Source organism: Holdemania sp. Marseille-P2844 (assembly GCF_900120005.1).
Lineage (GTDB): Bacteria > Bacillota_I > Bacilli_A > Erysipelotrichales > Erysipelotrichaceae > Holdemania.
Genome location: NZ_LT635454.1, coordinates 577,312 through 601,616, shown reverse-complemented (window position 1 = coordinate 601,616; position 24,305 = coordinate 577,312). Strand labels below are relative to the sequence as shown.

Below are 24,305 nucleotides of genomic sequence, written 5' to 3'. Positions count from 1 at the left end.
TTGAAGACAAGTCCTCAAGCAAGCGTTCGACTTGCATGTATTAGGCACGCCGCCAGCGTTCATCCTGAGCCAGGATCAAACTCTCCATTTGTCAGAGTTTGTTAGCTCTTTGTTTTATCTTCACTATTCCTTAGAATAGCTGCTTTATGAATTGACGTTGTATTTGTGCTTTTCTTCCTGTTTAGTTTTCAAAGATCGACGCCCTCTCGCGAGGTGCTCATTAATATTACCAAATCACCCCTTTTCTGTCAACATCTTTTTTTATTTTTTTTGCATTTTCTCCCCTCACTTTGTTTCCCCCTTATTTTAAAGGCTTTTTAAGCTTTTCCCTCTCTGCTCATTTCCAACGTACCCGTTTTTTTCAGTTATATACAGTCTTCTTAAAACTTCGATTCTTTTTTCATTGCCCAACGATTTAATCCATTCCGCTTCATAAGATTTGACTTTTCCATCTTTTCCTGTTTTCTGATTTCCTCATATTCATTCTGATCATTTCAGCGGCGTTCCGTGAAAGCAGTTCATCCTAACTGCCCTCTTGTCAGAAACTGTCCCGACAAACAAAAAAACTCTGACCGATTTTATCAAGTCAAAGTTTCTCACGTTCTGAATCCTGCAGTGCCGTGTGCAGCAATTCCAGATATTCGTGGTACAGACATTCAATTTCTTTTTGATTGAACGGCGATTCTTTTCGTTTGATCTTGCCGATCAGCACGTCCATCTCTTTTTCTACGGCATGCTTCAGCGGTTCGCTGTATCCCATTTCACGGCCATGCTGCTCATATTCATCTTCATCCAGAATCTCAATGCGTCCATCCGGAAACAGCTTGACATCCAAATCATAATCAATATTCTTGATTGCCTCACCGTCATACAAACTTGGAGAAGCAAGATTACAGTAATAATAGATGCCGGTCTTCCGAATCATCGTGATCACATTATACCAGTGATCAGGATAGAAGAAGCAAATCGCCGGTTCCCGTGTAAACCAGCGGCGGCCATCCGCCTCGGTGACCCATGTTTTATTGGTAACGGCAATCACCCGGCGCACCCCAGCCTCAATAACGAAGCCTTTAGCCCATGTCCGATGCAGCGAACCGTCATGCTTGAAACTCTGAATGTAGACCTGCGATCCCACTTCAGGCAGCATGGAGATTCACCTCATTTCTTCTTTTTTACAAAATCTTATTTATTATACCTCTTTTTAGTCTGAACGAAAAGAGGGGAATCCAGTCGTTTGATTCGCCAGGAAAATACGCATAAACCCATCCTGTCTGACCATACTGTCAGAAGAAAGGAGGCTGGATGATGAAAACACCGCCAAAAATGCTTTCCCCGAAGGATTGTTCTTATCTGGCAGATATGCTGGAAACGCTGCTGACCACAGCGAAAAAAGCGGAGAATTACAGCCGGAAAATCGAAGATAAACAAGTCAGCGACTTCGCCGCTCATTACTACGAAACTCTGAAAAGTCAGTATTCCATTCTGACTGACGAATTGAAAGGAAGTGTCAACGAATGAACAGTCCGGAAGTTATGAATCCGAAGTCTGAAATTTTACCGGATGAGAAACGTTTTAACGACCGCGACCGGCTGAATGATTTACTGATCTCGATCAAACATATCACCTATATGTATTCCTTAGCCTGTCAGGAAGCCAGCAACAACGAGTTATATACCAAACTGTTCGGTCTGTTTCAGGAAAGCAGCCAGCTGCAGCGGAAGAACTACGACCTGATGTTTGAAAAGGGTTGGTACAAGCTGGAAAATGAACAGGCGCAAAAGATCGACACGAAGCACCAAACCTTCAAATCAGAAGAAAGTCAGCTGAGCTGAATTCCGCCAGTCTCTCCCTTATTGAAATAAAAAAACGCCGATCCAAAAGTCTTCTGAAAGGCTCCTGGAATCTGCGTCTTTTTGTAATTAAAGCGGCTGATTGCTGAGTTTTTCGATTCTGATCTAATTGCAGACAGGACTTTATTTCTTGTTCATCAACGGTTTGATGCGCGGCATGACTAACGGCAGCAGAACCAGGCACAGGATCGTTGTCGGAATCATGTAAGTGGCATTGTAGACCAGCGAGGCCCACGGCGCCGTTTCCCAGACGAGAATACCGGACAGCGTACTGGAGATCAGCCGGACAAGGTTGGTGATCAGCACGCCGGAGTAAAACCATTTGTAGTTAGGAAACAGACTCGCCAGTCCGTAAACGGAAAAGGCGAAGAAATAGTCGAGCAGAAAGCCGATCAGGTCCGGAGTATACATCGGACCGGTGACATACTGCAGCAGAATCGAAAGTACGGCGACGACCGTGCCTTCCTGCCAGCCCAGATGATAGCTGGCCATTAACAGCGGAATCACCGAGACGCCAAGCGAACCGCCGTTGGGCATCTGTAAAATTCCGAGGGTGTTGACGGCGACGTCGAGTACGATGAATAATGCAGCGTACAGCGCCATGTAGACGAGATCTTTGGTTGTCCATTTCATAAAAAAACACCTCCAAGTGTGAGGCGTAAGGAAAAATCAGTAAACTCCCTACGCTAGTTTTACCTAGATCAGGTGATAAGGGTTTGTTCCATCGTTGGATCTCAGCATTTGCTCCCCTGTTCACGAGAAATATTATAGCACATTCTTTCAGGATGCGTTCCTTTTTTCTGTCGATTCCGTTAAAATAGAGAAAAGCGGAGGAAAAAGGATGGAAGAAAAATTAACAATGCGCATGGAAACGCTGCTGGATAACGCGAAAGCCTTGTGTTTTGAGGAAACGGACCTGATCTGCTGCCTGGCCAATCTCAGCGCGCTGATCATGCAGAGCGTTCCCAATATCAACTGGGCAGGATTTTATCTGATGAAGCAGGGTGAATTGATCCTGGGTCCGTTTCAGGGAAAACCGGCGTGTACGCATATCGCCTTAGGGCAAGGCGTGTGCGGAACAGCGGCGCAGAAAAATACATGCTTAGTCGTCATGGATGTTCATCAGTTTCCCGGCCATATCGCCTGCGATCAGACCAGCCGCAGTGAAATCGTCGTCCCGCTGGTCTATCAGTCCGAAGTTGTCGGCGTGCTGGATATCGACGCCCCGATCCCGGATCGGTTCAAACCGGCAGATGAAGCTGTCCTGTGCGAACTTGGCGCCTGGATTGGCGAGTTATTTGCACTGAACCCGCATGAGCGCTGATCTGACTTTGGCGGATCCGTGCCGCAAAGCCTTGTTTCAAAAGAAATTGAATCGCTGTTTCAAAATAACATCTCGTAAAAAAGCAACGGCATAAGACATCCGCTGCTTTTTTCATTCTTGTCATCGTCGTTTTCCAATTCACCCTTGCCAAAGTGTTCTGTTATCACAGAGTTATGAAAACGGGACTGCCGCTTTTTGTTTACCTTCAAAAAAGCGCAGGTTGAAGATATCGGGCATACGGGTGTTCCTTGGCCAGATAGCGCATGGCTTCATCAATCGCGGCGTCCGCTTTGAACAGCCGCAATTCAGCCATACCGGCCTTGCCTCTTTTGACAAAGCCTTTTTCCTCCAGGCGTTTGCCTATTTTATTAAAGATCTCACTGTCGATATCCAGATCCAGATATTTCTTCCACATCCGCTTGCCTTCCAGCTCGACCGCCGCACCGCGCAGGATCACCGGCCGGATTTCACTGCGGTATTCCGCTAAATGCATTGCCGTACAGCGGGTATAATCGACGCCCATTAACAGCACCGAGCCTTTCAGCTCATACAACCGGGCGGCCGGGGATTCCTCAGACAGCGGAAAATGCAGCGACTGATGGTTGCAAAGCAGCTTGGCATATTTACCCCAGGCGACATAAGCGCAGTTGGGATGATGAGAAACGACGATCCCATCGCGCCGCCGCAGATTCTCGACGATCGCCCCCATTGCCCGGGTATCCGATTCTTTTTTATTAAACGCCGGCATCTGTTCGCGCACGGCTTTGATCAAATGACGTTCGATCGGCGGATTTTCCCAGGCCGAGGGTTCAGTGTTGTCCGAACATTGCATCGCCATCAGCAGCGTACCAGAGTAGCCGACCGCTTCAATCAACGCGTTAACGACCGTTTGGGCGCCCCCGCAGACATATCCGAACGCGCTGAGCGACGCATGAACTTCAAGGATCATGCCGGCGCCGACGCCGAGTTCTTTAAGCTGTTCTAAAATTTCCTTCTGCGTTATCAGCTGCGATATCGCTTTTTGTGGTGTTTTCATCCCGCCCGATCTCCTTTGTTGACTTGCTTTCTTATTATATCACGCGCGCGTTGGTTTTATAAAGAGGACAGCCGACAAAAAGGAAGCCCTTACGGACTTCCTCTTACAAATTCATCTAATTGCACCCTGATTTTGTTCAGATAACGACACAGTTATGAAAACCGCGGTCGCTTTCAGCCTGCGCCAGACGCTCGGCTTCTTCCAACGGCGTGATCGTCCGGCCGCAGAACCGCAGTCCTTCCTCGCACACCCCAAACGGCCGATAGCGCAGCAGCTTATAACGAATTTTTCCCTGCAGCCTTTCATTTACCGCACGGACCGTCTTCTGATTTTGTTTGGGAAACTGTGGCAGCAGCACCGTACGGACTTCTTCCAGCTTCCCAGCCTCCAGCAGCAGTGTCAGATTATCCAGTACCTGTCGATTGGACGCGCCGGTGAGCTGGCGGTGAAAGTCGTCGTCGATGGCTTTCATATCAAGCATCACGCCGTCGCACAAAGCGAGCAGTTGGGGATATTGCCCAAAATCAATGACGCCGTTGGAATCGATCAGACAGGTTTTCCCGGCCGCCTTGACACGGCGAAACAGCGCCGTCAGAAAATCAGCGTAAAGCATACATTCCCCGCCGCTGACCGTAATTCCCTGAATAAACGGAAAGGTTTCCGCAATCTTCTCAAACAAGGCCTCGGGCGTCAGCTCGCTGACTTTGCAGGAAGCGTGATGGGGACAGACATGGATGCATTGATCGCAGCCTGCGCAGCGGGTTTCATCCCAAACCACTTTTCCTTTACGCAAAGCCAGCGCCCCGGCTGGGCAGCCGGCGACGCATTGACCGCAATGATCGCAGACCTGCCAGGTTTCCGGATTGTGGCAGTATGCGCAATGCAGCGGGCAGCCCTGGAAAAAAATCGCGCAGCGGTTACCGGGTCCGTCAACGTTGGAAAAGGGAATGATCCGGTTGATCAACGCCTTCATTGTCCGCGCTTTTCCACCCGGCGGTCAAGCGCATTGCCTTTGTCGCGGGCGCCCTGGCCGAAGATGCTGACGTTGTTGAGCGACTGCTTATGCTGATCGAGCTTCGCCAGTTCGCTTTTCTTGACTAAATAGCCGGTCACGCGGACGACATCGTTGTTCTCGAGATAGCCGGAGAAATAGCGCATTCTGCTGGCCATTGCGCCCTTGATGATATCGCCCAAAGCTTCCGGCGTGTTCAGCCAGGTTTCCTCAAACTTAAAGATATCGCCGATCCCGGTCGGGAAAAAGCCGTGCATCCGCGCCGCATGCTGAATCTGCTTCAGCATGCCCGGTTCTGCGCCGACTGGAATCCGTGCGCCCGGAGAGTTCTCGCGGCCGTCGGAATCAATCCCAACCTGCGCGTGCAGACGGAAGTGGTGATTCGTACAATCGCAATAGGCCGAAGTAAAACCCGCGACCAGATCGCTTAAGCGTTGTAAAATTCTGACGCCCAGATCATCCGCAGCAGCGTTGTTGCCATAACCCCGCCGCGGATCCTCAATCCCCAGCAGGTGGTTGACGCACTCCGCCAGGCCGACCATGCCGAACATGCCGGTGAAGTTCTCAAGCTTGACAAACCCTTCCGTGACCAGGAAATTGGCCTTGAAGAACGCGCTGGTTTCAACGATGAAGCGGATTCGGTCTTCCATCATTTCCAGCATGATCTGCACATAGTGCGGCAGCACGTTGTCCAGGAAATCCTGCGGATCCTTCGCTTTCAGCGAGCATTCGTACAGCCGGATCCGCGGCAGCGTGAAGCCGCCTCCGCCAACTTTCAAGCCATTGTAACAGGAAGCGATCGCATAGTTCTCGCCCCACTCGCGGGTGAACATCGCGTGGTTGGCAAACGAGGGCTTGGCGGTCTTTAACATGCACAGCGCGCAGCGCTTCAGAAAATCATCACTGGTAAGCAGCGGATCATATTTCAGCGTCAGGTTCGGCATCGCGCACTGCATTTCCTCGCTCAGCTGCAGAATCAGCTCGCCAGTGCGAGTCGCCTCTGGGCCAAGGTCGGCATGCACGAACGAATCGGTCAGCGTGCGGTCGATATGCAGCAGAAACATTTTCAGGATCTGCTTCGCCCGCTGCGGTGTTTCCTTCAGGACAAACGGTTCCAGCAGCTGGTCGAGATTGCCCAGATAGACTGGAAACGAGGTAATCGAAGGTACGTGATGATACATGATCAGCAGGGCGTTGGTCGCTTCCAGCAGATCCTGCGGCGGCGTCAGATCGAGAAATCGGGATCCTTTTTCCATCAACTGCGTATAATCCGGGCAGATATAGCGCGGCCGATACGGCGCCAGCCCCTCGCCCAGGTCGCAGAAAATGCCGTCTTTCTGTCCTTGCCGATATTCCGGGGAACGCTGCAGCGTGTCGTCCATATTCTCCGCCAGACGGGCTAAGGCAAGCAGCTGTTGTTGGTAGGTCAGCGTTTCATCGCGAATAATATTCAATACTTCTTCCATAATCATGCTCCTTTTTCTTTCTTCATCGGGAGTTAGGTTTCGATTGCGGCTACGCGCGAATATCGAAAGAGAAGGTTAAATTTGGTTCAGGTCAAACCAGCGGCAAGACTGCCGTCCGCGCCGCAGCGCAAGCGACTGCCGGCTCAGCAAAGGGCTGACGGACAAGGGATCGCTTAAGGTCAGCGCCGCCCCGGCCGCCGCGGATTCAATCGCGTCTTCAACCGCCGCACCCTGCGCGCGAAAGCTTAGATACACCGCAAAGAAGCAGTCGCCCGCGCCGGTAGTGTTGACGGGGGTCAGCGGATCCACCGTCATCAAAAGCCGCCGCTGTCCGACTGCTACTGCAGTTCCCTGCGCCCCCAGGGAAAGCACGGTTTCCTTAACCCCCTGATTAACAAACCAGTCCAGAGCGGCACGGATTTTTGCGGGCGTCTGAATCGGAAATCCGCACAGCCGTTCCGCTTCCGCCCGATTTGGTTTGAAATATGTCAGCCGATTTAAAATCGGCCGCGCTTTCTCACTTTTGGATGCGCTGAGCGGATCCATCGCCAGCGGGCAGGGAGCTTCCGTCACAATCCAGCGGATCAGTTCGGGATCCAGATTGGTATCGCAGATTAACAGATCCCCCCGCTTCAGTGAGTTCAGCACCGGCTGCAGGGAGGCTTGATCCAGCTGATGAAGAATGCTCATGTCCGCAATCGCGCTGTGCAAATCGTGATCAGGATCAAGGATGGCCAGAAATGCCGATGTCCGCTGTCCCGGAAGCGATCGGACCCAGCGCATATCCACGCCGCATTCGCGGCCTTGTTTCAAAATCCAGCGGCCGAAGCTGTCGTCCCCAACCACGCTGACCAGACTGACCGCCTCGTCTAACCGCGCCAGATTTTCCGCGATGTTGCGGCCGACTCCGCCCAGCGTCGTGCGGATCGTTCCGGGATTGGAATCCTGCGAACGCAGCGCCTGATCGGCAATTCCCATGATATCGACGTTCGCTCCGCCGATGACGACGAAGCGGCTCATTTCTGCAGGCTGCGGCTGTGCTCTTCCTGCATCTGCTTCAATTCCCGCTCCTGCAGCGCAACCGCTTTTTCAGCGACAATCTTCTGCGCGAACGCCCCGGACGCCATTTTCAGCGCCAGATTATCAAAAGAAATCGGTTCTGACTGAGCCTTGGACACCAGCTGCGGATCGATTTGGGCCGCGACCTTCTTCAATTCGTATTCCTGCTGCGAACAGAACAGATTATACGCGTTGCGGGTGCCGCTTAAATGGGCCTGATACAATATGCCGACGCGAACCTCCTTGATCGTCACAACCTGTTTTAAAATTGTAATCGCCACCAGATATGCCAGATGGACACGATTGTATTGTTTCTTATGCGGGGCGGGGATCAGGTTCAGCTTGACATAATTGTTGACCATCGCCGGTGTGATGATCTTTTCATGGTTCTGACCTAAAAGCAGATCAAGATACCGGTCCATCAGCGTCATGACCTGATCCATATACAAGTCAATATCCGGCAGCTCCTCCCACCGCGGCAGATGGACGGCGTTAAGCTGCTGCGCCCATTCTTTCATTTCCTGTTCAGATTGTTTCATTTTATGACCTCGCTTTAGTTTTGTCTCCCACCTTTTTCCCTGAAAAAAGCGGCGAAACCGGAAAGGTGGAAATCCCTGACAGCGGCTTGACCGGAAGAAAAAAGCAAGCCGGAAAGGCCGCGGGTTTTCGACATCTTCATTTTATCATAGAACGTTGGCGCAATGGTACCAAATTTCGTCGTTTTCCGCTCGGGTTCAATGGACTTTCATGCCTGAGTTCACTATAATATATCCGTTATGGTAAAAATAAAGCGAGGAAATCAACCATGGAGAACCCTGTATTAATGCTGGGCGGACTGTGTCTGGACCGGTATTGCCTGCTGAGTCAGTTTCCTGTCAAGGGCCAGGACACGTTGATTCAGGATACGTTTGAACGGATCGGCGGCTGTCCGATCAACGCCGCGTTCACCCTGAAAAAATTCGGACTGGATCCGGTTTTATATTCTGCGGTCGGAGCGGAGTCGATCGAAAAGGTCCGGGCTTTCTTCCACCGCAACGCCTTGGCGATGGACGGTTTGTTTGTGATCGAGGATCAGAAGACCGGTTTCTGCATGATCCTGCTCGATGATCAGAAGGAACGGACATTCATGACCTACCGCGGCTGTGAAGGAGTATTTGATCCGGCGCGGATTCCGGCGTTGAATTACCGGGCCTGCTGCCTGACGGGTCTGTATCTGATCTATGGCGCGGACAGTGAAAACGCTGTTGCCTATCTGCATCAGTTCTGCCGCGGCGGGCGGGATTTGTTTTTTGATCCGGGGCCGCTGTGCGATCAGATCGATCCGGAGTTGTTGGAAAAGACGATGCGGTTATGCACGCATCTGAAGGTCAACGAAGAGGAGCGTCAGCTTTTAGAACACGTGCTGGGCCAGCCGCTGACTACTTATTTTCAACATCGCCTGCAGGCGATCGTCGTGACCTGCGGTTCACGGGGAGCGCAGCTGATCCAACCGGAACAAACGCAAGGCTTTGCCGCCCTGCCGATCAAACTGGCCGATTCCAACGGCGCCGGCGACGCCTTTTTCGCCGGTTACGCCGCATCAGTGCTGCAGGGAAAAACGCTCAAGGAGTGTATGCGGCTCGCCTCCGCCTGCGGCGCCCTGACGGCAATGACGCTGGGTCCGCATGCCGAAGGGGGCTTAAAAGAGATCCTGCAGCTGGCGGATGACGGCGCCATTTCCTGTTGATTGAGGATTTCCGGGTAATTTCGCATGAGAAAAGCTGTCCACCGTGCGGCTTTTCTGGTAAAATAAAAACGGAAGAATTAATGATAGGAAAAAAGGAGAGATGAAGATGAGCAACGAGCTTTCCCATACGATCAAGCTCAGAATTCAGGCGTTGGCCAAAGAACAGGGAATGTCCCTCTACCAGCTGTCCCAGATCAGCGGTATGACCCAGTCGACGGTCAATAATCTGATGAACCGGGAAACGAGTTCCCCGACGATCGCCACGATTAAACGGTTGTGCGACGGATTGGGAATCACCCTGGCAGAGTTCTTCGACACGGATGATTTCACCGAATTGAAAACCAAGCCGACGCCGAAGGAAAAGAATAAAGATAAGAAATAAAAAAAGCTGCTTCCCTGCGGGATTTGGAAAACCCGATGGGAAACAGCTTTTTGTCTGGTTTTGACGCCGCTGTGAAGTCCTGCAGGTCTATACTTTCACAGCTTGCGAATATCAACGCCCCCGCTTCTTGCGGCAGCGCTTTGCAGATATTTGTGAATTCCGGCTTACAGCTCGCGTCCGATGACCTTGGCAATCGCGCGGCCCTTTTCGATCAGGGAGGCAAACTTCGCCGGCTTCAGCGACTGCGCCCCATCGCTCCAAGCACATTCCGGACAGGTATGGACTTCGATGATCAGACCGTCCGCTCCGGCCGCAATCGCCGCCAGGGACATCGCTTCCACCAGCTTCCAATCCCCGGTCGCATGCGACGGGTCGATGATGATCGGCAGATGCGTGCGTTCCTTGATGATCGGCACGACGCTCAAATCCAGCGTGTTGCGCGTGTATTTCTCAAACGTCCGAATGCCGCGTTCGCACAGGATCACGTTCTTGTTGCCCCCGGCCATGATGTACTCCGCCGCCATGATCCACTCCTCGATCGTATTCGCCAGCCCGCGCTTCAACAGCACCGGCTTGTCAATCTTGCCCAGCGCTTTCAACAGATCGAAGTTCTGCATGTTGCGCGCTCCGACCTGAATCAGATCGACATGCTCGACAAATTCGTCGATCTTATCTGCACTCATCAATTCGCTGACGATCGGCAGACCGGTCTTTTCCCGCGCCTTGACCATCGCGAGAATCCCTTCGGTGCCCATCCCCTGAAAAGCGTAAGGTGAGGTTCTCGGCTTGTACGCGCCGCCTCGTAACATCACGCCGCCGGCGTCTTTGACCTGTTGGGCGATGTCGCAGATCATTGCCTCGCCCTCGACTGAGCAGGGGCCGCCGATCACGGCGATCTTTTCATGACCGCCGACCTTGACGCCGCTGACGTCGATCACGGAATCTTCCGGATGGAACAGCCGGTTGGCTTTTTTATAAGGAGCCTGAACGCGGGTTACCTCCTTGACGCAGGTGAAGCTTTTCAGCCAGTCGACGTCCAGCGCGGTTGTATCGCCGACCAATCCCAGAACGATATAGTTGGCGCCTTCGCTGAAATTGAGTTCCAGCCCCTTTTTCTCCAGCTGATTCATCAGCCGCTGCAGTTCATTGCGATCACAATCTTTTTTTACGGTTAAAATCATACGTTTTCTCCTCTTTTCCGTTAAAAAATAAAAAACATCAAATCCGCTTTGATGTTTTCTTGAACCAATATAACGCGAAAATTCCAAGGAATCTTGGGTTACATTGGTCTATCAATAATAATAATAAGAGTGGTTCAATTTGATTTTTAACATGGAATATCACTCCCTGCTTCTTAGTTTACATGACTTTCAAATTGAAAGCAATACTTTCATTTATTTTTTGCAAGAATTTTACATTTTCAGGTTTCCCTTTCTTCCATCTCCAGGAAACCGGTAAGCGGATATTCCGCCTCTTCAGCGTATCCCCAAGGTTCTACATCCTCCATTTAAAAGCGTGCTTACAGGAACCACTCCGGCTGACGGCGTTGTTTCATCTTCTGCCGGAAAACAAGCTGCGCTGGGTAATAGAGCGCCGGCGGAAACTGACGTGCACCGGCAGGACAGACATGGATGCAGGCTGTACAGGACACGCAGCGCGCCTTATCCGTGATGTGCGGTTGGGCCGGGTCAATGGCCTGAACCGGACAGACCACAGCGCAACGACCGCAGCGAAGACAACGAGAATTCGTCTGGGGCTTCAGCGGCAGCGCCGTAATTTTCCGGTAAGGGCGCTGACCGGGAATCGAGGAAATCATCGGGTGCGCGGCATCCAGCCCCTTTTCAAGCAAAGCTCGGGCAAAGTGGGCAATTCCAGCGAAATCAGCGGCATCCGGACGGCCATTTGCGACCGTCGGAAAAATCGAATGCTGTGCGACGACCGCAGCGGCGCCGACCACGGTGAACCCGGCGGCACTCAGAGCATCGCTCAGTTCCAATAGCGCGTCCTCATACGCTCGGTTGCCGTAAACGACGACCGCAACCGCAGGCGTGTTTCGTCCCTGAATCTGATTCATCCAGGCTTGGAAAAACGCCGGCAGCCTTCCGCTGAATACCGGAAATGCCGCAATCAGGCAATCCTGCGGCCCCAGACTGACGCCCTCGTTCAGATTCAGATCTTTCCGCGGCAGTCTTAACCCGGCGCACAGCTGATCAACGACCCTTGCCGTAGTTTGAGAAGCGCTGAATTTCATCGTGACTAAACGCATCGAACTTCCTCCTTTATCCGCAGCCGGATTTATAAAAAAGACGGAGATGGATTTCCCCGTCGATGGATTGTCGTTATGGTTAGCGATATTCTTTCACTTTTCCCTGATGATTCACAAAAATCAACGAAATGCCCAGGCGGCTTTTCATATAATCGCTCAACTGTTTCCATTCCTGCTTGGAGGAAATCTTAGACTCCATCAGGATCGAATATTTGGCGATCGCCGGATCCATCCTTTTGATCAGCGAGTACATTTTCGAATTAAACGTCTGCTTTTTGCCGCGCTTTTCATAATCCACCTCGATCAGCCATTTTCCTTCCGGAGTATCGACGAGGTACGCGTCTTCCAATTCTTTATAAGTCAGCTTTTTCTTATCCAGCCAGTTCTGCAGGGACAGGGTCATATAGGCCTTGTTAAACTTTGCTTCCAGCTTGCCCGTCTTCGGGTTACGCTTGAGACCTGGAGTTTTCTTCAATGTGGATCCGGCTTTGCGGCCGCGTTTTTTCGGAATATACGCGCTTTCGCGGCTGTCCAGATCATTCAGGTAATAACGAATCTTCATCTTGGTGCTGACGTTCTTCTTGCCGGTCGGCGCAACGATCATTTCGTCGCCGCTGAGCATGCACTGGCGCATCGCGCTGCAGCAGGTAATCAGCGTCGCATTGCCTTCATTCAGCTTGCCCATTAGTTCTTTCGCCGAGCATTCCAAATAAGAATCGCCGGTCTGAGCCGCCTCGGTTTTCAGGTTCTCAATCAGCGATTTGTAATCTGTGATTTTAGCTCCCATTCCATTACTCCTTTAATTATAATTAACGCCAGATAAATTATATCAGCAACCCCTGAGAATGAAAATAACAAATTACGGTAATTGTTTTGTTTTTACAGCGAGAAAAGACTAAAAAAGTGACAGCCGTCACTTTTTCAGCCTGTCAGATCAGATTAAAAAGTCGTTTTTCAAACCTCGTATTCTTTTTCTGGAAGTTTCGATCGTTTTTTAATCCTTTAAGCTTGCGGAAATAAATACTATTTCATCATTTGACAAGTTTTATTCCGTTCATCTTCATCAAATCGGATAAAAAATTCATGTAAAGACAGGTCCAGAGCGCTCGCCAGAGCGAAACAATCCTGCAGCGTCGCTTCCTCCTCCTTCCGTTTCAGCCGGCCCATCCAGCCGGGTGATTGCCGGGCTTTGCGGCACAGCTCGTCTTCATCCATGCCGGTCTGACGCATGACCTCCTTGAGCAGCTTGATCGTCCAATCCTTTTCCACCGTGTTTTTTTCGTGCATGTTTAATCCCTACCTTTCTTTGGAATTCATATCTCCATTATTAATATTGCGGAAAATTCCAAAATGCCTGCCAAAAAGGTTAAAAAAGTTCAAAATTTTTATTTCTGACGCGAAAAAGCCGCACAGTTTGACGTGTGCGGCCGGTGTGCTGCTTATTTCAGATGGCTGTCCATCCAGTTGAGCGTTTCAGAATAGGAGCGTTCGCGGTGCGACGGCTTGCCGAAATGATTCAGTCCATGATGATCGCCGTCAAAGCAGACGACACGGGTCTCCACACCCTTGTCCATCAGTGCCGTGATCATCTGCAGGCCGTCGGAAAGATGGCAGCGGAAATCCGCCAGCGGCTGGATAAACAGCGTCGGCGTCACCGCGTTGCACGCGTATTTCAGCGGCGAGCGGTCCCAATACGTCTGCGTTTTCTCAAAGATCGAGCCGCCCATCTGATCCGGAACGAATTCCATACTGATGTCGGACACGCCGTACATCGAAACCCAGTTGACAACCGAGCACTGGCTGGAGGCCGCCTTAAACCGGTCGGTATGGCCGATGATCCAGTTGGTCATGTAGCCGCCATAGGAAATGCCGGTGACGCCCATCCGCTGCGGGTCGATTTGCGGATAGCGCTTGAGCACTTCGTCGGTGAAGTTCATGATGTCTTCATAATCAATGGTGCCGTGTTTTTCCCGGATTTCCGCAAACTTGTTGCCGCGGCCGTCAGAGCCGATCGGATTGCAGAAGAAGACGAAGTAACCGGCGGAAGCCCAGGTCTGCATATCGACCCCAAACGTGCCGTGATAGGCGCCCTTCGGCCCACCATGGATCGTCAGAATCGCCGGATAGGTCTTTTCCGGATCAAAGTCGGCCGGCTTCATGACCCAGCCGTCGACGTCCCAATCGTGACTGGCAATCGTCAGCGGTTCGCATTTGCTGACCTGTCTGGTCTGTAAGAATGAACGGTTGAAGTCGCTGAGGCAGCAGGCTTTCTGCGTTTTCAGATCAATCGTCCAGACCTCGTCAAAATCGGTTCCCTGCTTGCCGGCGATGACAGCCTGATCGCCAAAGATATCGAAGCTGCCGATATCGCCGCTCCAGTCGGACATCTTTTTCAACTCATTGTCCCCGCCGAAGCAGAACAGATTATTCGAAATCCGGTCGCTGCCGTTGATCCACAGCGCGCCTTCTTTGGGTTTGGCAAGATAGTAGGACAGATCCGCTTCCGCCAACAGCGCCAGCGTTCCTGATGCCGGATCGAGTTCGTAGAAATTCGGATGCTCGTTTTGTCCCCAGGTTTCGCCCTTGGCAGCGCAGAACAGCACCCTTGTGCCGTCGGTCGCAACGTTCTGACTGCGGTTGCCGAAGCCTTCGTTGACGTAGACCTGCCGGTTTTCACCGGTATCCAGATCGTAACACCAGACGTCCTTCTGCAGCTTGGTGCGCAATGTGTACGCGCAGCCGGAATAATAGATCTTCCGGCCCACGACAGCGCTGGCTTCGACCTGAAACAGCGGTTCGCTGCATGGGGTCAGCTCGGCTTTTTTCTCGTCGTAAACAAATAAGCGCGTGCGCATTTTGCTCGTAAAGCCCGGCGTGCCGTTAGACCAGAACGGAGTTTCATCCAATACGTGAAACTCGGCGTTCTTTTTCTTATCCTCGGCAACCTGCTTGCGCTCCTCGGCGTTCATCTTATAATAATCCGGCACGTTCGCATCGCAGCGGGCCGTGACCAGATACAGGCCATTCTTCAGCTTTTCCAGCTTTCCCGCCTGTATCGGCAGCGTAAACGCCTTGATCGCCTCGCCGCCCTCCAGGCTCAGGCGGTAAACGCCGGTCAATTCCTCGCCGGCCTCAGCGCGCTTTTGATCCGCCGGATCGCGCAGCGATAAAAACATCATTGTTTTCGCATCGTCCCACAGATAGCTGCTTTCCTTGCCGAAGCTGGTCAGCTGGCGGAATTCCCCATCCTCAGGGCGCGCCCAGATCGTAAAATCATACCCGTCCTGCTCGTTGCAGGCTTTGACGACGACGGCAATGTGCCGGCCGTCGGGGGAGAAAGTTACGTCGCTCAACTCGCGAAGTTTTCTAAAGTCGTTCAGTTCAAATTTTTCCATTCGATATTCTCCTTCTGATCCTCAGTTTACAATGGGATGAAAGCGATGTCAAACTGAATCAGCCGACTTTCATTTTTATTCATTTACTTTTCAAAAGATCAGCGCAGAAGCCGATGCAGCGACAAAAAGGAATCGGTCAGCTCCGGATCAAATTGCGTTCCCCGGCCCTCTTCAATCCGGCGCAGAACCTCCCGCTGCGGCAGCGGGTCATGATAGCGGCGGCGGCAAATCATCGCGTCATACGCGTCGGCCAGCGCCAGCACGCGGGCTTCCTCACAGATCTCAGAAGCTTTTAATCCATAAGGATATCCCCCGCCGTCCCAACGTTCATGATGCTGCAGGATGATCGGCGTCAGATCGTTCAGCAGCGTTACGCTGATCAGACGCGCGCCTTCAGCGGGATGTTTTTGCATCTGCCGCCATTCCCCCTGGTCTAAACGATCTGGTTTTAACAGCACGGCGTCGGGCGTTGCCAGCTTGCCCAAGTCGTGCAGCAGCGCTCCTTCTTTCAGCTTGCGGCAGCGATCCTCGGACCACGCCAGTTCCTGCGCCATTTCGTAAGCCAGCCGGCTGACGCGCAGACTGTGGCGGCAAGTCTCCAAATCCCGCAAACGCAGCGCCGACAAATACGCTTCCATGGCGGCCTGCCGCGGCGTCAGTTTATTTTTCATGTGTGATCCCGCCCTTCTTTTTTAGCAGTATGGGCGAAAAACACGCTATTTAAACAAGCGCAGATGAACCGAACCAACACATTTTTGACAGGGGCTGAAAAACTCTCCCATTCCGCCAAGCACGATGGAAACAGACGCAAAAAAAGATATGCCCTCAGAGAAAGGGAGGAGACTCTGACTGCATATCCTTTGGATGACAATTCCATTTTATCATAACGCTTTTGCTTTTCGAGGCAATGTTTTTCCTGATTGAAAAGGAAAAAAGTGCGTGGAAACCTTCGGATCGCAAATCCACCGCAGCGCCTGCCTTTTTCGCCATCACCAGCTCAGCCCCTGCTTTGGCATCGCGCCGCACAGTGCTCTTTATTGTTTATTCCATACAGTGTCCGCAGACAAACTTTATATGAAAGAAACAAAAAAAAGCGGCGTTCACCGCTTTCGTTGTAAGGTTGTTATTTCTGATGCGCCAGCACCATTTTTTCCAACTTTTCCAAACCCGTCTGCAGCTGGGCGCGCGGACTGGCCAGGTTCAGCCGCTCAAAGCCCAGATAGTCTTCGCCGAAGAATTTGCCTTCGGACAGATAGACATGCCCTTCCTCGATGCAGGTCTGGTTCAGCTTGTCCCACGCAATGCCGCAATTCCGCATGTCGAGCCAGAAGAAATACGTTCCTTCCGGTTTGCGCGTCTTGATCATCGGCAGCCGTGTGCGGAAGAAGTCATCAGCGTAATCCCGGTTGGCCTTGATGTATTCCAGCAGCTGATCCATCCAGTCTTCGGAATACTGATACGCCGCTTTCATCGCTTCCAGTGCGAAGATGTTGATGCTCGCGATGCCGACGTTGACCGCCTCGGCCTTAAACGCTTTGAACAGCTCCGGATTTTTGATGATCACGCCGGAAATTTTCAAGCCGGCCAGATTGAACGACTTCGTGCAGGAGACACAGGCGATCGTGTTCTGACGGGTGTAGTCGTTGATATTGATGATCGGCGTAAATTGACCGTCAAAGATGAAATCGGCATGGATTTCATCGGCGATGATCTTCAGCTGGTGCTTCTCGCAGAACGCGGCGATCTGTTCCAGTTCCCTCTTCGTATAAACGCGGCCGGTCGGATTCTGCGGATTGCACAGAATGAAAATCTTCGTCTGCTCGTCAATTTTCTTCTCCATGTCCTCAAAGTCCAGCGTATAATACCCATCCTCTTCGTGCATCGGACACAGCGTCGGCACGCGGCGGTTGGACAGCGTCTTGTCGACAAACGGCTCATACGCCGGAGTCGGAATCAGGATCTTATCGCCTTCCTGGCTGAACAGCCGGATCGCGGCGGACACTGAGTACATGACGCCGGTCGACATCATCATCATTTCCGGATCCGCGCCGTATTGATAGCGGCGGTTGAACCAGTCGGCCATGACCTGCGTATAAATCGGACCGCGTTCCGTATATCCGTAAGCCGGGCACTCCATGCGCTTTTTCAGCGCGGCCTGGATCGGATCGGAAACCGCGAAATCCATATCCGCGATCCACAACGGCGTCACATCCGGGATATCCAGCGTTTCCTGTACAACAAACCACTTCGTGGCGTCGGTATGGCTGCGGTCGGTCACTTGATCAAAATTATATTTCATATTTATTCACCTCTGCTCTCCCAGTTTAGCATAATTTATTCAAGATTGGTAGCTTGCCTGCGAGTTTTTAAGTCAAATTAAAAGGGAGAATGAAATTCACTCCCCCATCGCCTGCGTCAGTTCGCTCAGCGTCTGATCGAGCTGCGCCTCGTCAAACCGGCCGCTCTTTAACAACATATAGCCTTTCATCAGCGCGATGTTCAGGCGTTCCGCCTGCTCAGACGGCCAGCTTTTCAAATCCAGCTGATCCGCACGGCGCAGAATCGCAGCCACCTGCTCGGCTTTGGCAAACAGGTGATGTTCCTTCATCACTTCGCCAAACAGCGTTTCCAGCGTCCACGAACGATTGTGCTCAGTCACGAACATTTTGATCGGATCAAAGTGCCAGTGCGCCTGTTCGCCAGCGCTTAGAATCTGCTTCATCTCTTCGTCGCTCAGCTCATCCATCAGCATAAACGAAATATCGAACCGCGTGCAGTCCTGATTGCTGGCAGGCTGCCGCTGCAGGATTTCCTCGACCGTCAGCTTCAGCATGCCGTCGTCCAACAAGCCCAGCTCAATGTTCATCGGGGCTGTAATCGTCTCTAAAATATGCTGATCGACGTCGTCGATGTTATAACAATAAATCGCTTTTTTCATAGTTTTATGCCTCCAGTGGTTTGTATTATACCCGAAGCTGGAAAGAATATCCAATCTTAAACCCGAAATTTTAATTTTTTACCAAGGGAAGCACTTTCTTTGGACACGGAGTTCGCCAGACTGTTCCGCTGTGATCAAGGGCGGTAAACCCAACGCCCTTCCACCAGGGTTCCCCGACATTGCCACTGCTTGTCAAACAGCGCCAGATCGGCGTCCATACCGGCTGCCAGACGGCCTTTACGATTTCCGACCTGGGCTAAGGAAGCCGGGTTGACGCAGGCCATCTGAACCAGCTCGCACGGCGTGCAGCCGCACATCTCACCCATCATCCGCACCGCGTCGTTCATGCCGATCGCCGATCCCGCGCGCCGGCCGGTTTCCACTACCTGAACATGCTGGCCGTGCTTGCGGCAATGCAGCCCGCTGAATTCGAAGTCGCCGTCCGGCATCCCTTTGCCCAGCATCGCGTCGGTGATCAGCACCAGCCGCTGTGAACCGAAATGTTTCCACGTCATCCGGACAACCTCGGGATCGACATGGAAGCCGTCCGCGATCAGCTCCGCCTTCATGCCTTCCTCTAAAAACGCGCCCGTGACCGTGCCGGGATCGCGGTGCAGATGCTGGCTCATCGCGTTGTATAAATGGGTGAAGCCGGCAGCCCCGGCGAGACTGGCGCGGTGAACGTCGGCGCTGGTCGCGTTGGTATGGCCGACCATCACCGTGATTCCCGCCTGCACCGCGGCCTGAATAAAGCCATCCATGCCCGCCCGCTCTGGCGCGACGGTCATCACTTTCAAGCGTCCCTGCGCCGCTTCAACCATGTCCCGCAGTTCCTTTAACGACGGATCGCGCAGGTAGCGTTCATCCATCAGCGCCTTATAATCCGGGCTTAAATACGGGCCTTCCGAATGAATGCCCAGCATCGCGGCCCCCGGCAAGTCCGCCACCGATGCCAGGCCGCGCAGAATTTCCAACAATCGTTCATGCGAAACGACCGTCAGCGAAGCCATGAACGCCGTACAGCCGTCCATCGCGACGTTGCGGCTCACCGCTTCCGCCGCCTCAGCCTTCCCGCTGATCAGATCTTCCCCGGCCGCCCCGTGGATGTGAATGTCGATCAAGCCCGGCGTCAGCATCAACCCTTCCGCGTCGATGACCTCGTCCGCGTTCTCCGCCTGCGCAGACCAATCCGCTTCCGGCATCAACGCGGCGATCTTTCCCTCCTCGACCAGCACCGCGCCGCAGGGAATCTCGCGAAACCCGTCGGCGATCACATGCGCGTTATGGATCAGCGTTTTCACAGCGTACCACCTTCTTCCAGCAGCTTCCGGGCTTCTTCCATGATCTTGATCGACGAGGAGGTGCCGAAACGTGTCGCTCCCGCCTTCTTCATTTCCAGCAGCGCCGCTAAGGAACGGATGCCCCCGGCCGCCTTGACCTGGACGTCCTCGCCCGCTTCATGCTTCATGATAAACACGTCCTTGGCTGTCGCTCCAGCCGGACCGAAACCCGTCGAGGTCTTGATGAAGTCCGGCTTCACCTCGCGCGCAATCTGCGCCAGGCGAATGATTTCTTCCTCGCTCAGATAACATGTTTCAAAGATGACCTTGCAGATCTTGCCATATTGGTGACACAGCCGCGTGATCCGATCCATCTCCTTGCGCACAAGATCCCAGTTGCCGCTTTTCAGCTCCGTCAGGTTGACGACATAATCGATCTCGTCTGCGCCCTGGCGGATGGCATGCTCCGTTTCCAGCAGCTTGACGTTCAGTTCAGTCTGGCCCAGCGGAAAGCTGATCGCCGCTCCGACATGCACGCCGCTGCCCTTTAAGGCATGGTGACACAACGTCACCTGACAGGAGTTGATCGCGATCATCTTGAAATGATAATCCCGGCACTCCTGGCAAACCTCCAGCACTTTCTGTTTTGTCGCGTCCGGCTTGAGTATCGTATGGTCGATCATCCCGGCCAATTCGCGCAGCTGCGCTTCCAACTTTTCTTCCATCTTCCTGTTCCTCGCTTTCTTTTCAATCTCCGTTCTGTCTGCTTTCATTATAACGAAGCGCTTTCACGAATGCCAGTATTATTCATAGATTGACTCAATTTTCAGAATAAAAAATCCCATCCTCCTGACATTGGAAAATGGGATTGTTCCTCAGCGCTGCCGCGTGATATATTCCTGGACGTTATTCGTCTTGTAGACGCAGTTGGAATTCTGATCTACGACGACCAGCGTCGGCGCTTGCATAATCGAGAAGCGTTCGCTGAGCTGCGCCTGTTCCTGGGCGTCGATCAGCTCATAGGCGATCCCGGCTTTCTCCAGCAGCCGGCCGGCCATCTTGCAATTCGGGCAGGTCTTCGTCGTAAACAACAGGACACGGCCTTCCGCGGAAGAGGACGGCACACTCTTTTCCTCGCGGCTTTCCGGCTGGACCGGGGCTTCTTTCAGCGCCTGACGGCCTTTCAGGACGGAATGACCGATATCATAGACCTTACGTTCCTTGTATTCCTGCGTCTTGCCGGCATTCCAGTTCTGAACCGGCCGGTAGTAACCCGTGATCCGGCTGTAAACCTCAGTTGTACGGCCGCAGATCGGGCAGACATACTGCTCTCCCGCGATATAACCGTGGTCTTTGCAGATCGAATATGTCGGAGACAATGTATAATAAGGCAGTTTATAATTCTGGGAAATCTTGCGGACGAGGGAAGCGGCGGCTTTCCAGTCCGGCAGCTTTTCGCCTAAGAAAGCATGGAAGACGGTACCGGAAGTATACAGCGTCTGCAGCTCGTCCTGAACGTCCAGCGCCTCAAAGATATCCTCGGTATAACCAACTGGCAAATGCGAGCTGTTGGTGTAATACGGCGTGTTGCCGTCCTCCGTCGCGGTGATGATGTCGGGATACAGCTGCTTGTCATGCTTGGCCAGGCGATAGGTCGTCGATTCCGCCGGCGTGGCTTCCAGGTTATACAGATCGCCGTATTCTTCCTGGTACACGACTAACCGTTCGCGCATGTGGTTCAGCACTTCCCTGGCGAATTCCTGCGTTTCCTTATGCGTCAGATCGGCGCGCAGCCAGGCCGCGTTCAGTCCGACCTCGTTCATGCCGATCAGTCCGATCGTTGAGAAATGGTTATCAAACGATCCAAGATAGCGCTTGGTATAAGGATAAAGCCCTTCATTGAGCAGCTTGGTGATGATCTGACGCTTGACCTTCAGCGACCGCGCGGAAATATCCATTAAACGATCCAGCCGGGCATAAAAATCATCTTTGTCCTTGGCCAGGTAAGCGATCCGCGGCAGGTTGATCGTCACGACGCCAACCGAACCGGTGCTTTCGCCGCTGCCGAAAAAGCCGCCGGACTTCCGCCGCAGTTCGCGCAGATCCAGCCGCAGCCGGCAGCACATGCTGCGGACGTCGCTGGGCTGCATGTCGCTGTTGACGTAATTGGAGAAATACGGCGTGCCATACTTCGAGGTCATCTCAAACAACAATTTATTATTTTCCGTGTCCGACCAGTCGAAATCTTTCGTGATCGAATACGTCGGGATCGGATACTGGAAGCCGCGGCCGTTGGCGTCGCCCTCGATCATAACTTCAATAAACGCCTTATTGACCAGATCCATTTCTTTCTGGCAGTCGCCATAGGTGAAATCCTGCGGCTGACCACCGATAATCGCCGGCTGCTGCGCTAAATCCGCCGGCACAACCCAATCCAGAGTGATGTTGGAAAACGGCGCCTGCGTGCCCCAGCGGCTCGGTGTGTTGACGCCATAGACAAACGACTCGACGCATTTCTTGACTTCGTCATAGCTCAGCTGATCGACCTTGACAAACGGCGCCAGATACGTATCAAACGAGGAGAACGCCTGTGCGCCCGCCCATTCGTTCTGCATGATGCCCAGGAAGTTGACCATCTGATTGCACAGCGAAGCCAGATGTTTCGCCGGTTTGGAGGTAATTTTGCCCGGTACGCCGCCTAAGCCTTCCAGAATCAGCTGCTTCAGCGACCAGCCGGCGCAGTAGCCCGTCAGCATCGAAAGATCGTGCAGATGGATATCGCCGCTGCGGTGTGCGTTGGCGATTTCCTCGTCATAGATCTCCGAAAGCCAGTAGTTGGCGGTGATCGCACCGCTGTTGTTCAGAATCAAACCGCCGACCGAATAAGTCACGGTTGAATTTTCTTTCACGCGCCAGTCCGTCGCTTTGACGTAGCTGTCGACCAGTTCTTTATAATCGAGAATCGTCGATTTCATATTGCGGATTTTTTCCCGCTGTTTGCGGTATAGAATGTATGCCTTGGCGACGTCGGAATATCCGGATTGGATCAGAATTGATTCCACGCTGTCCTGAATATCTTCCACCTGGATCAGATCGTCTTTGATTTTGCTTTCAAAATCCGCGGTTACCCGCAGCGCCAGCATATCAATCACGCTGGAATGGTATTGTTTCTGCTGAGCCTCAAAGGCTTTGGTGATCGCCAGTGAAATCTTGCTGATATCAAATTCCGTAATCATGCCGTCGCGTTTAACTACTTTATACATACGTCTCTACCTTTCTTTCCTCTATAACCCCCGGAGCTCGGTGTCCGGTACCCACGAAAGCAGAATCTTCCGAAACGCTTCCATTTCTTCTTTGGTGCAGGCGTGCAAGCCGGGCTGAATCACCCGCTCGCTGTCGACAAACTGCTGCAGAACCAGCTTGCGGGCGCCCTTGATCCACTCGCCCAGACGCCGCATATCCTCAGCGGTATGCAGCTCCTTGACTACTGTCGTTCGAAATTCATACGGAATCTTCTCCTGCATTAACAGCGCGACACTTTTTTCAACAGCCGCAAGATCCAGCTTTGTCAAACCGACCGTTTCGCTGTAGCGTTCACGGCAGTTTTTCAGGTCCATCGCCACGTAATCAATCAATCCCTCGTCGATCAGATGCTCCAGCTGATCTGGGAAACTGCCGTTGGTATCCAATTTGATCGGATAACCCAATTCCTTAATCCGGCGTAAGAAAGCTTCGATCCCCGGCTGCAGCAGCGGTTCCCCGCCGCTGATACAAATTCCTTCCAGAATTCCCTGACGGCGGGTTAAAAAGTCGAACAGTTCTTCCCTGGGAATCTGTGCCATATTCTCCGCCAGAAACACCAGATCAGAGTTCTGGCAGAACGGACAGCGGAAATTACAGCCACCGGTAAACAGCGTGCATGCGATCTTGCCGGGATAATCGAGCAGCGTCATTTTCTGAATGCCGAAAATTCCCACCCGCTGCGATTCCTGTTCTTCTTCCGCCAGATAATCTAATGCGTTGGCAACCGCCTTACTTTGCAGCTTTTCAAACAGCGCCGCTTCATCCTCGCTCATATTCTGCGTGATCTGATCCCACCACTGTTGGCGAATCAAATAGATCTGACCGATAATCTCTTTCGCTTTCGCCGTCGTTCGCAGCGTGCGCACGCGTTTATCCGTTGGACTGACCTCGATCGTGACATATCCGACTTCTTCCAGCCGCTGAACGCCTTTGGTTACGGTTCCTTTGTCATAACAGCCCAGCTGCGCCAGACCGTTCATCGTAATGCCTTCGTTCTCATAAATGAAAATTAAAAACGGAAGCTGTCCGGAACCCAGCTGATAGGCGTCCAGCACTTTATCGTAGTATTTTTGCGAACAGCGATACAAAATAGACGAGTCCGTCAACAGCCGTCCTGTCTTTTTCATCCCCTCACCTCAATTAGTTGGAAACTCAACTATTGAAATGATAGCACGTATAACCTGCTCCATCAAGCCTTGTTCTCCTGAATTTTTTATTCAGATTTCGACTGAGTTCACTCAAAAGAGCTAAGTCCTTTAACCAGGCGG

24 protein-coding genes, 1 rRNA gene and 1 riboswitch are annotated in these 24,305 nt (G+C 52.4%); of the genes, 5 read left to right on the top strand and 20 right to left on the bottom strand.

Going from position 1 to position 24,305, the window contains the following annotated elements:
- A 16S ribosomal RNA gene (locus BQ7364_RS18235) occupies window positions 1-91 on the bottom strand; the annotation flags it as partial.
- A gap of 495 nt (window positions 92-586) precedes the next feature.
- Complete coding sequence (locus tag BQ7364_RS17470) at window positions 587-1,147, bottom strand: DUF402 domain-containing protein (RefSeq protein WP_072686118.1); 561 nt, start codon at window positions 1,145-1,147, stop codon at window positions 587-589.
- A gap of 158 nt (window positions 1,148-1,305) precedes the next feature.
- On the opposite strand from BQ7364_RS17470, the gene BQ7364_RS17465 reads away from it, so the two are divergent.
- Both BQ7364_RS17465 and BQ7364_RS17460 read left to right on the top strand, forming a co-directional pair.
- On the top strand, window positions 1,306-1,518 hold the full coding sequence (locus tag BQ7364_RS17465) for a hypothetical protein (protein WP_072686116.1): 213 nt from the start codon (window positions 1,306-1,308) through the stop codon (window positions 1,516-1,518).
- Entirely contained in the window at window positions 1,515-1,832 is a 318-nt protein-coding gene (locus tag BQ7364_RS17460; RefSeq protein ID WP_072686114.1) for a spore coat protein, read from the top strand. The genes BQ7364_RS17465 and BQ7364_RS17460 overlap by 4 nt, the downstream gene beginning before the upstream one ends.
- Window positions 1,833-1,973: 141 nt before the next feature.
- Here the strand turns inward: BQ7364_RS17460 and BQ7364_RS17455 are convergent, their stop codons facing one another.
- On the bottom strand, window positions 1,974-2,483 hold the full coding sequence (locus BQ7364_RS17455) for an energy-coupled thiamine transporter ThiT (protein ID WP_072686111.1): 510 nt from the start codon (window positions 2,481-2,483) through the stop codon (window positions 1,974-1,976).
- A 28-nt stretch (window positions 2,484-2,511) separates the two neighbouring features.
- A riboswitch (TPP riboswitch) is annotated at window positions 2,512-2,611 on the bottom strand.
- An 80-nt stretch (window positions 2,612-2,691) separates the two neighbouring features.
- Here BQ7364_RS17455 and BQ7364_RS17450 point away from each other — a divergent pair.
- Complete coding sequence (locus tag BQ7364_RS17450) at window positions 2,692-3,174, top strand: GAF domain-containing protein (protein ID WP_072686109.1); 483 nt, start codon at window positions 2,692-2,694, stop codon at window positions 3,172-3,174.
- A gap of 205 nt (window positions 3,175-3,379) precedes the next feature.
- On the opposite strand, the gene BQ7364_RS17445 is transcribed toward BQ7364_RS17450, so the two are convergent.
- The 5 genes from BQ7364_RS17445 to BQ7364_RS17425 form a co-directional block, all read right to left on the bottom strand.
- Window positions 3,380-4,210: an AAC(3) family N-acetyltransferase gene (locus BQ7364_RS17445; protein ID WP_072686107.1), complete on the bottom strand. Its 831-nt coding sequence runs from the start codon at window positions 4,208-4,210 to the stop codon at window positions 3,380-3,382.
- Window positions 4,211-4,346: 136 nt separating this feature from the next.
- The gene (locus BQ7364_RS17440) at window positions 4,347-5,183 is read right to left on the bottom strand and encodes a YjjW family glycine radical enzyme activase (RefSeq protein WP_072686105.1); all 837 of its coding nucleotides are present in this window, start codon (window positions 5,181-5,183) and stop codon (window positions 4,347-4,349) included.
- Complete coding sequence (locus BQ7364_RS17435) at window positions 5,180-6,688, bottom strand: YjjI family glycine radical enzyme (protein ID WP_072686103.1); 1,509 nt, start codon at window positions 6,686-6,688, stop codon at window positions 5,180-5,182. The genes BQ7364_RS17440 and BQ7364_RS17435 overlap by 4 nt, the downstream gene beginning before the upstream one ends.
- 75 nt (window positions 6,689-6,763) lie before the next feature.
- Window positions 6,764-7,708, bottom strand: coding sequence for a carbohydrate kinase family protein (locus tag BQ7364_RS17430; RefSeq protein ID WP_072686101.1), 945 nt, complete (start codon window positions 7,706-7,708; stop codon window positions 6,764-6,766).
- Window positions 7,705-8,286, bottom strand: coding sequence for a DUF1836 domain-containing protein (locus tag BQ7364_RS17425; protein ID WP_072686099.1), 582 nt, complete (start codon window positions 8,284-8,286; stop codon window positions 7,705-7,707). The genes BQ7364_RS17430 and BQ7364_RS17425 overlap by 4 nt, the downstream gene beginning before the upstream one ends.
- A gap of 266 nt (window positions 8,287-8,552) precedes the next feature.
- Between BQ7364_RS17425 and BQ7364_RS17420 the strand changes: the two genes are divergently transcribed.
- Window positions 8,553-9,473: a carbohydrate kinase family protein gene (locus tag BQ7364_RS17420; protein WP_083538690.1), complete on the top strand. Its 921-nt coding sequence runs from the start codon at window positions 8,553-8,555 to the stop codon at window positions 9,471-9,473.
- Window positions 9,474-9,579: 106 nt separating this feature from the next.
- Window positions 9,580-9,855 (top strand): helix-turn-helix domain-containing protein, encoded by a 276-nt coding sequence (locus BQ7364_RS17415; RefSeq protein WP_072686095.1) that lies wholly within the window; start codon window positions 9,580-9,582, stop codon window positions 9,853-9,855.
- A 164-nt stretch (window positions 9,856-10,019) separates the two neighbouring features.
- Here BQ7364_RS17415 and aroF read toward each other — a convergent pair whose 3' ends face one another.
- From aroF to BQ7364_RS17355, 12 genes are all read right to left on the bottom strand, one after another.
- Window positions 10,020-11,036 carry a 3-deoxy-7-phosphoheptulonate synthase gene (gene aroF / locus BQ7364_RS17410; protein ID WP_072686093.1) on the bottom strand — a complete coding sequence of 339 codons (1,017 nt, stop codon included), beginning with the start codon at window positions 11,034-11,036 and terminating at the stop codon, window positions 10,020-10,022.
- A gap of 338 nt (window positions 11,037-11,374) precedes the next feature.
- The gene (locus BQ7364_RS17405) at window positions 11,375-12,121 is read right to left on the bottom strand and encodes a 4Fe-4S binding protein (protein WP_072686091.1); all 747 of its coding nucleotides are present in this window, start codon (window positions 12,119-12,121) and stop codon (window positions 11,375-11,377) included.
- 79 nt (window positions 12,122-12,200) lie between these two features.
- Entirely contained in the window at window positions 12,201-12,908 is a 708-nt protein-coding gene (locus BQ7364_RS17400) for a hypothetical protein (protein WP_072686089.1), read from the bottom strand.
- A gap of 236 nt (window positions 12,909-13,144) precedes the next feature.
- Entirely contained in the window at window positions 13,145-13,408 is a 264-nt protein-coding gene (locus tag BQ7364_RS17395; protein WP_072686087.1) for a helix-turn-helix domain-containing protein, read from the bottom strand.
- 152 nt (window positions 13,409-13,560) lie between these two features.
- Complete coding sequence (locus BQ7364_RS17390; protein WP_072686085.1) at window positions 13,561-15,516, bottom strand: alpha/beta hydrolase family protein; 1,956 nt, start codon at window positions 15,514-15,516, stop codon at window positions 13,561-13,563.
- 98 nt (window positions 15,517-15,614) lie between these two features.
- Window positions 15,615-16,187: an HD-GYP domain-containing protein gene (locus tag BQ7364_RS17385; protein ID WP_072686083.1), complete on the bottom strand. Its 573-nt coding sequence runs from the start codon at window positions 16,185-16,187 to the stop codon at window positions 15,615-15,617.
- A gap of 452 nt (window positions 16,188-16,639) precedes the next feature.
- A complete protein-coding gene (locus tag BQ7364_RS17380; RefSeq protein ID WP_072686081.1) occupies window positions 16,640-17,815 on the bottom strand; it encodes a MalY/PatB family protein in 1,176 nt (391 codons plus the stop codon).
- Window positions 17,816-17,911: 96 nt separating this feature from the next.
- Window positions 17,912-18,454: a DUF3783 domain-containing protein gene (locus BQ7364_RS17375; RefSeq protein WP_072686079.1), complete on the bottom strand. Its 543-nt coding sequence runs from the start codon at window positions 18,452-18,454 to the stop codon at window positions 17,912-17,914.
- A gap of 134 nt (window positions 18,455-18,588) precedes the next feature.
- Window positions 18,589-19,755, bottom strand: a complete 1,167-nt coding sequence (nagA, locus tag BQ7364_RS17370) for an N-acetylglucosamine-6-phosphate deacetylase (RefSeq protein ID WP_072686077.1) — start codon at window positions 19,753-19,755, stop codon at window positions 18,589-18,591.
- On the bottom strand, window positions 19,752-20,459 hold the full coding sequence (gene deoC / locus BQ7364_RS17365) for a deoxyribose-phosphate aldolase (protein WP_072686075.1): 708 nt from the start codon (window positions 20,457-20,459) through the stop codon (window positions 19,752-19,754). The genes nagA and deoC overlap by 4 nt, the downstream gene beginning before the upstream one ends.
- 150 nt (window positions 20,460-20,609) lie before the next feature.
- On the bottom strand, window positions 20,610-22,997 hold the full coding sequence (locus BQ7364_RS17360) for a ribonucleoside triphosphate reductase (RefSeq protein ID WP_072686073.1): 2,388 nt from the start codon (window positions 22,995-22,997) through the stop codon (window positions 20,610-20,612).
- 21 nt (window positions 22,998-23,018) lie between these two features.
- Complete coding sequence (locus BQ7364_RS17355) at window positions 23,019-24,164, bottom strand: anaerobic ribonucleoside-triphosphate reductase activating protein (RefSeq protein ID WP_072686071.1); 1,146 nt, start codon at window positions 24,162-24,164, stop codon at window positions 23,019-23,021.
- Window positions 24,165-24,305 lie beyond the last annotated feature (141 nt).